Raw genomic sequence first — 12,320 nt, forward strand, 5'->3', positions numbered from 1 at the left:
CACGGAGGAAGGCTCTCATGCTGCGCTACATCCTGCGCCGAGTCGGGTTGATGATCATCACCCTGGCGGCGATCTCGTTCGCCACCTTCTGGATCATCAACCTGCCGCCCGGGGACTACGTCTCGACGCTCCAGGCGGCCGCCGAGAACCGCGGCCAGGAGTTGAGCGTGGAGCGGCTGGCCGCGCTCCGTGAGCGCTACCGGCTGAATGATCCGTTCATCGTCCAGTACGCCAACTGGATCGGCAACATCATCTTTCACGGCGATTTCGGCGAATCCTTCGCCTGGAACCGGCCGGTGTCGACCTTGATCTGGGACCGGGTCGGGCTGTCGTTCTTCCTGTCCCTGAGCACGATGCTGATGGTGTGGGCGATCGCGTTCCCGATCGGCATCTACTCCGCGGTGAAGCAGTATTCGGCGGGGGATTACGCCGGGACGTTCTTCGGCTTCGTCGGGATGGCCGTGCCGGAATTCATGCTGGCCCTGGTCTTCATGTACATCGGCGTCCGCTATTTCGGGTCGAGTGTCGGTGGCCTGTTCTCACCCGAGTACGCCGACGCAGTGTGGAATCTGGGCAAGTTACTCGATCTCGCGTCCCATCTCTGGCTACCGGTGTTGATCATCGGCATCTCCGGGACCGCGAGTCTGATCAGGGTGACCCGGGCCAACCTGCTGGACGAGCTGTACAAGCCGTACGTGGTGACCGCCCGGGCCAAGGGGATGCCGGAGTGGAAGCTGCTGCTCAAATACCCGGTACGGATGTCGCTGAGCCCGTTCTTCAGCACCGTGGGCTGGCTGCTGCCGGGCCTGATCAGCGGCGAGACGATCATCTCGATCGTGCTCAGTCTGCCGACCACCGGACCGTTGCTGTTCGGGGCGGTGGAGAGCCAGGACATGTATCTGGTGGGCAGTTTCGTGTTGATCTTGAGTGCGTTGACGGTGATCGGGACGCTGCTCAGTGACATCGCCCTGGCCTGGTGGGATCCACGGATCCGGCACAGCTACGAAGGGGGTTGATCATGGCCGAGAACACGATCGCGGTTGCCGCCCGGGCCGAACAGCCGGCGGGCGGGCCGCAGCCGGACCAGATCACGATCCGGGGCGGTACGGCGTCGCAGTGGCGGCTGATCTGGCGGAAGTTCCGCAAGCATCACCTGGCCCGGATCGGCGCGGTGGCGGTGATCATCATCTACCTGGTGGTGGCGCTGGCCGAGTTCCTGTCGCCGACCACGACCGACGCGCAGAACGAGCAGTACGCCTACGCACCGCCGCAGCAGTTGCACGTCTACCATCCCGATCATGGTGTCGGGCTCTACGTGTACGGCTTCCAGATGCAACAGAACGCGGAGACGTACGAACGCACCTTCACCGTCGACGAGGGCAACCGGATCCCGGTCGGTCTGTTCGTCCGCGGCGCCGAATATCGTTTCTGGGGGCTGATCCCGGCCGATGTGCACCTGATCGGGCCGACCGAGGCCGGGCAGCCGTTCTATCTCTGGGGCGCCGACCGGGCCGGCCGGGACATGCTCAGCCGGATCGTCTACGGGTCGCGGATCTCACTGTCGATCGGACTGGTCGGGGTCGCCGTCAGCTTCGTCCTCGGGCTGCTGCTCGGCGGCGTCTCCGGCTACTACGGCGGCAAGCCGGACACGCTGATCCAACGGGTGATCGAGTTCCTGATGGCGATCCCCACCTTGCCGTTGTGGTTGTCACTGTCGGCGGCGGTGCCGTCGAGTTGGGGACCACTGACCCGATATTTCGCGATCAGCGTGATCTTGTCGGTGATCGGCTGGACCGGGATGGCCCGGGTGGTGCGCGGGCGATTCCTGTCGCTGCGCGAGGAGGACTTCATCACCGCGGCCCGGTTGGACGGCTGCAGCCAGCCGCGGATCATCTTCCGGCACATGCTGCCGTCCTTCAGCAGCCACATGATCGCGTCGCTGACCATGAGTGTCCCGGCGATGATCTTGGGCGAGACGTCGCTCAGCTTCCTCGGGCTAGGCCTGCAGTCCCCGGCGGTCAGTTGGGGTGTGTTGCTGCAGGACGCGCAGAACATCAGGGCGATCGAGACCGCGCCCTGGCTGATGCTGCCGGGGGCGGCGATCTTCGTCACCGTCCTGTCCATGAACTTCGTCGGAGATGGATTGCGCGATGCTGCCGACCCGTACAAGTGAGGCGTCGTCCGCGGCGCAGCCGGTGCTCCGGCTGCGCGGCCTGAGGACGCAGTTCCAACTGGAGGACGGCGTCGTCGACGCCGTCGAGGAGGTCGACCTGGAGATCGGCCGCGGCGAGACCCTCGCCGTGGTGGGCGAATCCGGGTGCGGCAAGAGCGTGATGGCCCGCTCGGTGCTCGGCCTGGTCGATCGGCCGGGCAAGATCATGGCCGGTCAGGTCTGGGTGCCCGCCCCGCCCGATCCGCCGCCCGGCCAGGCCTCCCGTGGTTTCCGGGCCCGTCGGGACCGGGCGCGGCGGGCGAAGGTGCTGCCGGACGCGCCGCCGGGCATGATCGATCTGGCCACCGCCGAACCCGAGGTGGTCCGCGGCGTCCGGGGCAAGCGGATCGCCATGGTGTTCCAGGAGCCGATGACCTCACTGTCGATGATGCACACGATCGGCAACCAGATCATCGAGGCGATCACGCTGCACGAGAACCTGACCAAGAGCCAGTCCCGGCAACGGGCGATCGAGCTGCTCGGCCGGGTCGGCATCCCGTCGCCGGAGCAGCGCATCGACGCCTACCCGTTCCAGCTCAGCGGCGGGATGCGGCAGCGAGCCATGATCGCCATGGCGCTCTCCTGCGGCCCGGAACTGCTGATCGCCGACGAGCCCACGACGGCGCTCGACGTCACCACCCAGGCGCAGATCCTGGAGCTGCTCACCTCGCTGCAGGACGAGTTCGAGATGTCGATCATGCTGATCACCCACGACCTCGGCGTCGCGGCCCAGCTGGCCGACCGGGTGGCCGTGATGTACCTCGGCCGGGTGGTCGAGCAGGGCGACCTGCGCCGGCTGTTCGCCGAGCCGCGGCATCCGTACACCCAGGCTCTGTTGCGGTCGGTGCCGAAGCTGGGCCGGGACCGCAACGTGCGGCTGGCGCCGGTACGGGGGATCGTGCCGCATCCGTACCACCGGCCGTCCGGCTGCCCGTTCCATGATCGCTGCGACTCGTTCATCCCGGGCCGCTGCGACACGGCGCCGCCGCCGGTGATCAGCACCGACGACGGCCACCAGGTCCGCTGCGTGCTCTATCAGGAGGAGGACTCCGATGACGGTGATCGATGACCCCGGCACCCGGGCCGACCAGGTCCTGCTGGAGACCCGCGACCTCACCATGCATTTCCCGATCCGCAAGGGAATGCTGGGCCGCACCGTCGGCCACGTCAAGGCGGTCGACGGTGTCGATCTGACCATCGCGGCGGGGAAGACGGTCGGCCTGGTCGGCGAATCGGGCTGCGGGAAGAGCACCCTCGGCCGGTGCATCCTGCGCGCCAACACGCCGACCGCCGGCATGATCAACTACCGGACGGCGGACGGGCGGGTGGTTGATCTTGCGGCAATGAAGGAACGGGAGCTGAAGCCGTACCGGCGTGAGATCAGGATGGTCTTCCAGGACCCCTTCTCCGCCCTGAACCCGCGGTTCACGCTGAACCAGATCGTCGGCGAGGCGCTGCGGGTGAACCATGTGCTGCCGGCCGGCGAGATCGAGGATCGGGTGGCGGCCCTGCTGCAGCGGGTCGGCCTGCGCGCCGAATATCGGCACCGCTATCCGAACGCCTTCTCCGGCGGTGAGCGGCAGCGGGTCGGCATCGCCCGGGCGCTGGCGCTGGACCCGCGGCTGGTGGTCGCCGACGAGGCGGTCAGTGCCCTCGACGTGTCCGTGCGGGCCCAGATCCTCAACCTGCTCAGGGATCTGCAGGACGACAGCAACCTCACCTACCTGTTCATCTCGCACGATCTCGGCACCGTGGAGTACATGGCCGACGAGGTGGTGGTGATGTACGTCGGCAAGGTCGTCGAGTCCGGCCCGACCTCGGAGCTGTACGGAGCGCCGCTGCACCCGTACACCGAGGCCTTGCTGTCCGCCGTTCCCGATCCGGATCCGGACGTGGCGGACCGGGCGAAGGCCGACGGCCGCGGCCGGATCGTGTTGCGTGGCGAGGTCGCCGACCCGTCCAAGGTGCCGGCCGGGTGCCCGTTCCACCCGCGCTGCTTCTACGCTCAAGATCGTTGCAAGACCGAGGTCCCCGCACTCCGCGAGGTCCGCCCCGGCCGTCGTGCGGCCTGCCATTTCGCCGAGGAGTTGGACCTCCGCGGCATCGACCCGACGACCTGAAAGGCCAACCATGGAACGGGATCCACGCTTCGACGGACAACTGCGAGCGGGAGCGGATCCGGCGCTGACCGAGGCTCTGCTGCCGGTCCTGCACTCCGGCGACAGCCATGCGGTGACCCTCGCCGAAGCCGCGAACGGCGATCTGGTCTGCGCCTGGTTCAACGGGCCGGGCGAGGGCGAGCCGGGCACGAACGTCGTGGTCTCCCGGCTGCCGAAGGGCACCGAGGTCTGGTCGGAGCCGGACCTGGTGGCCGCCGACCCGGACCGGTCCGAGCAGAACCCGGTCCTGTTCACGGCACCGGACGGGGTGATCTGGCTGCTGCACACCTCGAACGAACCGCATGATCAGAAGTCGGCGCACGTGCTGGCCCGAACCTCCGATGATCATGGCCTGACCTGGTCCGACCCGCGGATCCTGTTCCCGGGCCCGGGCTTCTTCCTGCGCAACCCGCCGCTGATCTTCGACGACGGCAGCTGGCTGTTGCCGTCCTATCTGTGCACCACGGCGGGGGAGCACAGCCTGGTCGCGATCAGCTCGGACGGCGGCGGTACCTGGTCCGAGCACGAGATGCCGGAGAGCCTGGGCCGGGTCCAGCCCAGCATCGTGCAGCGCTCGGACGGCAGCCTGTCGGCCCTGTTCCGGTCCCGGGCCGCGGACCGGATCTACGCCTCGGTCTCGACCGACCGCGGGATCACCTGGTCGGTGCCGGAACGGACCGAACTGCCGAACAACAACTCCGCCGTGCACCAGCTCCGGCTGGCCGACGGGCGGCTGCTGCTGATCTTCAACGACGCATCCCTGGAGCGTGATCAGTTCCGCTGGGTCGGCGACCCGGAGAACCCGCGCAAGAAGGCGGTACGGACGCCGCTCACGCTCGCCCTGTCCGAGGACGACGGCGCGACCTGGCCCTTCCGGCGCAACCTGCAGCTGGCCGATCTGGAATACCGGGACGCGCCGATGGGCTACTCGTACCCGACGTTGCTGCAGACCTCCGACGGCCGGGTGCACGCCGCGTATTCGTACCTGCGCAAGGCGATCAAGCACGTCAGCTTCGACGCGGACTGGGTGTGCGCGGATGATCGTTGAGCGGTGGGGGATCTTCGAACTGACCCTGTCCGGTCCGGCCGACGGCAACCCGTACGCCGACGTGGAGTTGACGGCCGAGTTCCAGTACCGGAACCGGATCGTCGCGGTGGACGGCTTCTACGACGGCGACGGCACGTACAAGATCAGGTTCTCGCCCGATCGGGAGGGCACCTGGTGGTACCGGACCTCGAGCAATGCGCCGGAGCTGGACGGCCGTAGCGGGGAGTTCGTCGCGGGCCCGCCGGGGGAGGGGAATCACGGGCCGGTCCGGGTGGTCGGCGGCTGGCGGTTCGCGTACGCCGACGGGACCCGGCACGAGTCGTACGGCACCACCTGCTACCACTGGACCCACACCGGCGACGAGGATCATGAGCGCCGGACGCTGGCGTCGCTGGCCGGTTCGCCGTTCAACAAGATCAGGATGTGCCTGCTGCCGACGGCGGCGATGACGCCGGCCCGGCTCGCGTTCGCCGGTGACACCCCGGGACACTTGGACCCGACCCGGTTCAATCCGGAGTTCTTCCGTCATTTCGAGGCCCGGATCGCCGACCTGCTCCGGCTCGGCATCGAGGCGGACGTGATCATCTTCCACCCGTACGACAAGGGGCACTGGGGCGTCGACAACCTGACGCCGGAGCAGGACCGGTTCCTGGTCCGCTATGTGGTCGCCCGGCTGGCCGCCTTCGGCAACGTGTGGTGGTCGATGTCCAACGAGTTCGACTTCAACAAGGCGAAGACCATGATCGACTGGGACCGGCTGCTGCAGTACCTGCAGCGGATCGACCCGTACCGGCGGCTGGCGTCGATCCACAATGGCACCGCCATGTTCGAGCACGCGTCGATCTACGACTTCGGCAAGCCCTGGACGTCGCACCAGAGCATCCAGCACTGGGACGCCGGACTCACCGGGGAGTGGCGCCGGCAGCATCCGAAGCCGGTGGTGCTGGACGAGCTCGGCTACGAGGGCGACATCGACCGCCGGTGGGGGAACCTGACCGGACGGACGATCACCCGGAGGTTCTGGGAGGGAATGACTGCTGGCGGCTTCGTGGGGCACGGCGAGTGCTACGTGGACACCGATCATCGCTGGATCTCCAGCGGCGGCACGCTGATCGGCGAGAGCCCGGCGCGGATCGCCTTCCTGCGCAAGATCATCGGCGAGGGACCGGCCGACTGGATCGCGGCACGGGACCAGGGCTATCGACTGGACTACTTCGGCGAACGCCGGCCGGCGTACTACGAGGTGGACCTGGGCGACGTCGATCACCGGGTGGAGTTGATCGACACCTGGGCGATGACCGTCGAACCGCTGCCGGGTGTGTTCCGGGGCCGTTGCCGGATCCCGCTGGGCCGCACCGATCTCGCAGTGAGGATCAGCCGATGAGAGTACGTCGCTGGGAACCGGCCGAGCTCGAGCTGACCGGAACGCCGGCCGCGGCCATCCACTTCGTTCATGATCGGGACCGGGCAGTGGCCGAACCGTTCCGCAGCGGTGATCGGCTGCTGGTCCGGTTCGCGCCGGGCGTGGTCGGGCGCTGGACGTACACGATCATGGACGGGGAAGATCACGCGATCGGCGAGGGGACGCTGGACTGCGAGCCGGAACCCGACGGTGATCATGGTCCGGTCGGCAGCCTCGGCACCAGGTTCGCGCACGCCGACGGGACCCCGCACCTGCCCTTGCCGACGTCGCTGCCGGACTGGCATCAGCGGCCGGAAGCAGGGGACACCCTGGCCTTGCTGCAGGAGTCGCCGATCACGGCGGTTCGTCTGTCGGTGCTGGCTCCGGACCGGTCCGACTGGCCGGACGACGCGGAGCTGGACCTGGTGGAACGGGCCGTGACCGAGCTGGCCGGGATCGGTCGGCAGGCGGAGCTGGTGATCTTCGGCGACGGCACCGGATTGAACCGGGACGGCTGGCCGGAGCATCTGCGGCGGGTGGTGGCACGGTTCGCCGGCTTCCGTACCGTGGCGTGGTGTCTGGCCGTCGATGCCGACCTGGCTGGGGTCGAGCCGGCCGTCTGGCGGGAGGCGCTGGACCTGCTCGCCGAGCATGATCACGGACACCGGCCGTGCACCGTTCACGCCGGGCTCGGCTTCGACTTCGGCGACCCACGGATCAGCCACGCCAGCGTGCGCACCGATCATGCCCGGTCGAGTTCGACGCTGACCGACGACTTCGCGAAGCCGGCCGTGCTGGACGGGCTGGTGGAGGGCGACGCGCCCGGACCGGACGGCGGCCGGACCGCCGAGGACGTCGTCCTGTATGCCTGGGAGACCGCCGTCCGCGGCGGGTTCCCGACGCACGCCGAGCGGTGGGTCGACGGCGGTGGACCGCGCGGCGAAGCCCTGCCCCGGTTGAGATTCCTGCACGAAGTCCTGGATTCCCTGCCGGGTACGGCGAGCTATCTGCGGCTGCGCCCGGACGCCTCGACGCTCGGCGTGCCGGGATCGGTCTATCTGCAGTACCTGGGGGCGCACCGGTTCCGGAGCCGGTCGTTCGACCTGCCCGACGGGGCGTACCGGGTGGAGGTGATCGACACCTGGTCGATGACCGTCGAAGAGGTGTTGCGGACCGACACCGGCTCGTTCACGGTCGAGCTGCCGCCCCGGCTCTACCACGCGATACGGGTGACGCGGTGCTGAACGGCCTGATCGAACTCGATCCGGAGCGGCCCGGCATCGGCCTGCGGTTGCTGGGCGAGGACGGGCCGATCTGGGACGGAGTGGTCGGCGACCTGTTGATCATGTCGACCGGTCGGCCGTGGCGGCGGACCCGTCGCGGCCTGACCTCCGCCGCCGTACGGGACGAAGGTGCGCGGGTCGTGATCACCGGGCGGCTGGAGCCGATCGCGGTGGAGATCGTGCTCCGGTCGATCGGTGGGCGGCTGGCCGTGGAGCTGCGCTGGACCAACGACGGGCCCGATCCGGTGGATGATCTCGTGGTCGGGGTGCAGTGGCCGGCCGGGCCGCCGAACTCGCGGATCACCATCCCGCAGGTGATCCAGCACGACAACCCGTCCGCCGACCCGGACCGGACGGTGCCGCACGTGAGCCGCGGCGGCTATGTCACCGGTGTCGACCGGCTGCCGATTCCGGCCGTCTGTGTCGAGCCGTCCGACGGCCGCTATCTGATGATCATCGACGAGCCGGACGCCGAACAGGATCCCGACGGGCGGGTCAGCTACGGCACACTCGGCGCCGTCGCGGGTACGGAGCCGGCGGCGATCATCGCGCTGTCCGGGTCGATCATGTTCGACGGGGTGCCCGATCTGGACTACGTCCACAAGTCAACGACGGCGGCGAACCCGCGCGGCTACCGTACCCTCGCGCCGGGCGGAACGATCACCAGGAAGCTGCTGGTCGAAGGCGGCGAACTGCCCCGCCCGGGACGCGGGTTCGTGGCCCTGGCCCGAGCCGGGCGCTCGCTGGGCCCGGCTCCCGAGGCCGAGCCGGCGGGCCGGGGAACCATGATCGACTTGAAGGCAGCCGCCCTCGACGCCCGTGCCTTCTCCGACGGGCCGGTCGCCGGCTATCTGAAGTTCCCGGCCTGGGGCGAACCGCGGAACGAACGCCCCGGCGGCAAGCGTCGGCCGGCCCACGACTTCAGCTACGGCTGGACGGGGCAGTGCCTCCGGCTCGCCTGGTGCGACGCCGCACTCGGGCTGCGGGACGCGCGTCCGGACCGGCTCGAACGGGCCCGCCGCGTGATCGACTTCTACCTCGACGGTTCCGCGGCGCCGGCGGCCGGGCTGCGTTACACGGGCTATGTCCACGACGACCGAGCCTGGATCGGCGCCCACCGGCGCGGTACCGAGCTGATCTTCGCCCGGGCGCACGGCGAGAGCCTGTGCGACATCGCCGACACCGTACGGCTCCTTGCTGATCATGGCCTGGAGGCGCCGGCGTCGTGGACTGAGGCGGTGATCACAGGGGCCGAGTTCGTGGCCGGGAGTTTGGCCCACGGGTTGGTGCCGCTCGGTTGGACGCCGGAGGGCGTGCCGGTGTCCGCGGAGCCTTGCGCGGCGGGGATTCCGGCGGCCCAGGCGGTCGCGGCGGCCTACCGGCTGAGCGGCCGGGGCGAGTTCCTGGAGCTCGCCCGTGATCTTGGTGAGCGGTACCAGGCGCTGCCCGGTCCCTCCTTCGAGCGACCGTACTCCCACTCCACTCTGGACGCCGCCTGTGAGGACAAGGAGGCCGGTCTGTACCTGCTCCGGTTCTGGCTGGAGCTGTTCGACCTGACCGGTGACCGGAGCTACCTGAGCCGCGGCGAGGAGGTCGCGGAGTGGCTGCTCACCTGGGTCTACCACTGGTCGCCGCGGTTCGACTCCGGCTCGATGCTCGACCAGCGCGGCTTCACGGCGCTCGGCTGGCCCGGCGTGAGCGTGCAGAATCACCACCTGGACGTGTTCTTCCCGACCTACGAGCTGTGGCGACTCGGCCGGCTGACCGGTCATGATCATTTCCGGGTCTGGGCCGAGGGGATCGACACCGCCCTGCGGCAGGGCATCTGCGAGCGGCCGGGGGACTGGGGCTTCGACGTGGTGGGGGAGCAGGGCGAGGCGTTCTTCGTCACGGACTGGCAGCAACGTGGGGCCGGCAACACCTGGAACCCTTCCTGGGTGATCGCCCTGCCGCTCTGGAACGCGTTGCTCCTCGAGCGGGAGGCCGCTGTCAGCGCCGACCCGTAGAGTTCTGGGATGGAGATCTCGAGCGTAGAGGCTCGGCGGATTGCCCTTGCCGCGCAGGGATTCGGCCGAGCCCGGCCGGTCAGCCCGACCCTGGACCGAGTGCGCAAGATCGCCGGCCGGGTGCTGGCGCTGCAGCTGGATTCGGTCAACGTGCTGGTGCGGTCCCACTACCTGCCGATCTATTCGCGGCTCGGGCCGTATCCGGTCGAGTCGCTCGACCGGCTCGCGTACCGGCGGAACGAACTGTTCGAGTGCTGGAGCCACGCCGCCTGTTTGCTGCCGGTCGACCTGTTTCCGTTGATGCGGCACCGTATGATCATCATGGAGACCGGCCGGACCTACTCGCTCGGTCGGCCGGTCGACGGTCATGATCACGTGCGAGCGGTCTACGACGAGATCGCGGAGCGGGGTGCGCTGACCGTCGGCGAGCTGTCGGACGGCGGCGGCCGTACCGGGAAATGGTGGGGGTGGAGCAAGGGCAAGCAGGCCCTGGAAGCGTTGCTGGAGTGCGGCCAGCTCGCCGTCGCCGGTCGGCGCGGCTTCACCAGGGTGTACGACCTCGTCGAGCGGGTCATCCCACCCGAGTTCCTGGAAGCACCGGCGCCGCCGGCGGATGAGGCCCAGAAGGAACTGCTGTACCGATCGGCGGCCGCCGTCGGCATCACCACGGGCCGGGGCCTGCGCGACTATCTCGGGCTGACCAGTTTCCGGATCCGGGAGCCCGACGGCAAGATCATCAAGGTGCCCTGGCAGCGACTCGTTGGTGAGCTGGTCGAGGAGGGCCGGCTGACCCAGGTCCGGGTCGAGGGTTGGCGAGACCCGGGCTATGTCGCGGCAGGTGTGCGCGTGCCGAGAACGATCAACGCCCGCGCCCTGCTGGCGCCGTTCGACCCCTTCATGCGTGCCTCGGCGCAGCTGCTCTGCGGCTTCGTCAACCCGATCGCCAAGCAGCTGTACGTCCCCGCCGAGCAACGGGTCTACGGCTACTACGTGCTCCCGTTCCTGCTCGGCGACAACCTGGTCGGCCGATGCGACCTGAAGGCCGACCGGCAGAGCGGCACCCTGTTGGTGCAGAGCGCGTACGTGGAGCCGGGCCAGGACGCCCCGTGGGTCGCCGCGGAGCTCGCCGAGGAGCTTGAGCTGCTCCGAACCTGGCTGGAACTGGACAAGATCAAGATCTCCGCCCGAGGCAACCTCGCGGCCGATCTCCGACGGGTCAGCCGGAAATGAGTTGTCGCTCCCACCGTGCGCACGTACGGTGATCATCACAAGTTCAACGGTGCCTTCAGAAGGTCATGCTCCGGTCCCCAGGGGTCGGAGCAGGAGCTCGGGCAGCCTCGGCTGAAGAGCGTCTGAAGTCATACCGGTCGCGGTCCGCAGGGATCGATTGTCCGGTGTGACCTCGGGCGCTCTTGTGATGTGCCGGGGCAGTCCGCTGCCTCGGCAGGAGGTGGTAACGATGAGAGATGGGCTAGAGGCAAGGTCCTTTCTGCTGGCGGGCGGCCCAGGAGCCGGCAAGTCCACCGTCTCGGAGGTGCTTCGTGATCAAGGAATGCACGCGATCGACCTGGACTACGGATTCGCTCGCCATGAGAATCGGGCCGGGGAGCAGGTTCCGTTCCCGGCTGAACCGAGCTGGGACTGGTTGATGGCCCACTCCTGGAACTGGCGGATCCCGTTGATCGACGCGGCGATCGCCGAAGCGACCGGGCCGGTCGTGCTCGCGGGGACGGCACGCAACATGTTCGACCTGCTGGACCGGTTCGACGTCCTGCTCCTGCTGACCATGGACGACGCCACGCGGAATGCCCGGCTTGCCGACCCTCGACGGAACAACGTCTTCGGCAAGGTCGGCGACACGGCGCTCTGGTCGCGTTGGTGGCACCAACTCGTTGAGTCCGAACTGACCGCTCGCGGCGCCGTGATCATCGATGCCAGCCAGCCCATCGAAGCCGTCGTCACCGAAGTTCGGAATGCGCTGGACACTGACGTGCCTCGATCCTGGTGAAGTGCAGGGCCGGAGAATCTGCAGATTCCTTGTTTTGTAGGGATATCTGTCGGTTCCTTGGCCTATAATAGGCTTTATGTGCCTCTCCTCACGCTTGTGTGGGTGATCGAGGCGGGTTGATCGGCGGGGTTCCCCTTGTGTGGTGGAGGTTTCGACGTGTTGTGGGAGATGTGAGGACGCGCACGCGGTCGGCTCTTCTAGG

Annotated in this window: 10 protein-coding genes; all 10 read left to right on the top strand. The window is 68.5% G+C overall.

All coding sequences use genetic code 11. The annotated features are described in order from the left end of the window. The first annotated feature begins 17 nt into the window (after nucleotides 1-17). The 10 genes from ACFQU4_RS36585 (at nucleotide 18) to ACFQU4_RS36630 (ending at nucleotide 12,118) form a co-directional block, all read left to right on the top strand. Nucleotides 18-1,016: an ABC transporter permease gene (locus ACFQU4_RS36585; RefSeq protein ID WP_377501870.1), complete on the top strand. Its 999-nt coding sequence runs from the start codon at nucleotides 18-20 to the stop codon at nucleotides 1,014-1,016. Between the two features lie 2 nt (nucleotides 1,017-1,018). Then, complete coding sequence (locus ACFQU4_RS36590) at nucleotides 1,019-2,173, top strand: ABC transporter permease (RefSeq protein ID WP_377501872.1); 1,155 nt, start codon at nucleotides 1,019-1,021, stop codon at nucleotides 2,171-2,173. Continuing rightward, nucleotides 2,151-3,281 carry an ABC transporter ATP-binding protein gene (locus tag ACFQU4_RS36595; protein WP_377501874.1) on the top strand — a complete coding sequence of 377 codons (1,131 nt, stop codon included), beginning with the start codon at nucleotides 2,151-2,153 and terminating at the stop codon, nucleotides 3,279-3,281. Before ACFQU4_RS36590 ends, ACFQU4_RS36595 begins: the two co-directional genes overlap by 23 nt. Further along, nucleotides 3,265-4,332: an ABC transporter ATP-binding protein gene (locus ACFQU4_RS36600; RefSeq protein WP_377501876.1), complete on the top strand. Its 1,068-nt coding sequence runs from the start codon at nucleotides 3,265-3,267 to the stop codon at nucleotides 4,330-4,332. The genes ACFQU4_RS36595 and ACFQU4_RS36600 overlap by 17 nt, the downstream gene beginning before the upstream one ends. A gap of 10 nt (nucleotides 4,333-4,342) precedes the next feature. After that, on the top strand, nucleotides 4,343-5,419 hold the full coding sequence (locus ACFQU4_RS36605; protein WP_377501879.1) for an exo-alpha-sialidase: 1,077 nt from the start codon (nucleotides 4,343-4,345) through the stop codon (nucleotides 5,417-5,419). Continuing rightward, nucleotides 5,409-6,803 carry a DUF5060 domain-containing protein gene (locus tag ACFQU4_RS36610; RefSeq protein ID WP_377501881.1) on the top strand — a complete coding sequence of 465 codons (1,395 nt, stop codon included), beginning with the start codon at nucleotides 5,409-5,411 and terminating at the stop codon, nucleotides 6,801-6,803. The genes ACFQU4_RS36605 and ACFQU4_RS36610 overlap by 11 nt, the downstream gene beginning before the upstream one ends. Then, nucleotides 6,800-8,065: a DUF5605 domain-containing protein gene (locus tag ACFQU4_RS36615; RefSeq protein ID WP_377501883.1), complete on the top strand. Its 1,266-nt coding sequence runs from the start codon at nucleotides 6,800-6,802 to the stop codon at nucleotides 8,063-8,065. Before ACFQU4_RS36610 ends, ACFQU4_RS36615 begins: the two co-directional genes overlap by 4 nt. Further along, a complete protein-coding gene (locus ACFQU4_RS36620; RefSeq protein ID WP_377501885.1) occupies nucleotides 8,059-10,110 on the top strand; it encodes a hypothetical protein in 2,052 nt (683 codons plus the stop codon). Before ACFQU4_RS36615 ends, ACFQU4_RS36620 begins: the two co-directional genes overlap by 7 nt. 9 nt (nucleotides 10,111-10,119) lie before the next feature. Beyond that, nucleotides 10,120-11,340, top strand: coding sequence for a winged helix-turn-helix domain-containing protein (locus ACFQU4_RS36625; RefSeq protein ID WP_377501887.1), 1,221 nt, complete (start codon nucleotides 10,120-10,122; stop codon nucleotides 11,338-11,340). A 229-nt stretch (nucleotides 11,341-11,569) separates the two neighbouring features. Next, nucleotides 11,570-12,118, top strand: a complete 549-nt coding sequence (locus ACFQU4_RS36630) for a hypothetical protein (RefSeq protein WP_377501889.1) — start codon at nucleotides 11,570-11,572, stop codon at nucleotides 12,116-12,118. The last annotated feature ends 202 nt before the right edge of the window (nucleotides 12,119-12,320 follow it).

Origin of the sequence: Microlunatus sp. GCM10028923 (assembly GCF_042666975.1) — a bacterium.
Classification (GTDB): Bacteria; Actinomycetota; Actinomycetes; order Propionibacteriales; family Propionibacteriaceae; genus Microlunatus.

Coding starts and splice junctions, on each gene's coding strand:
- ACFQU4_RS36590 (WP_377501872.1), top strand. CDS start 1,019: ATGGCCGAGAACACGATCGCGGTTGCCGCCCGGGCCGAACAGCCGGCG.
- ACFQU4_RS36630 (WP_377501889.1), top strand. CDS start 11,570: ATGAGAGATGGGCTAGAGGCAAGGTCCTTTCTGCTGGCGGGCGGCCCA.
- ACFQU4_RS36600 (WP_377501876.1), top strand. CDS start 3,265: ATGACGGTGATCGATGACCCCGGCACCCGGGCCGACCAGGTCCTGCTG.
- ACFQU4_RS36610 (WP_377501881.1), top strand. CDS start 5,409: ATGATCGTTGAGCGGTGGGGGATCTTCGAACTGACCCTGTCCGGTCCG.
- ACFQU4_RS36605 (WP_377501879.1), top strand. CDS start 4,343: ATGGAACGGGATCCACGCTTCGACGGACAACTGCGAGCGGGAGCGGAT.
- ACFQU4_RS36615 (WP_377501883.1), top strand. CDS start 6,800: ATGAGAGTACGTCGCTGGGAACCGGCCGAGCTCGAGCTGACCGGAACG.
- ACFQU4_RS36595 (WP_377501874.1), top strand. CDS start 2,151: ATGCTGCCGACCCGTACAAGTGAGGCGTCGTCCGCGGCGCAGCCGGTG.
- ACFQU4_RS36625 (WP_377501887.1), top strand. CDS start 10,120: ATGGAGATCTCGAGCGTAGAGGCTCGGCGGATTGCCCTTGCCGCGCAG.
- ACFQU4_RS36585 (WP_377501870.1), top strand. CDS start 18: ATGCTGCGCTACATCCTGCGCCGAGTCGGGTTGATGATCATCACCCTG.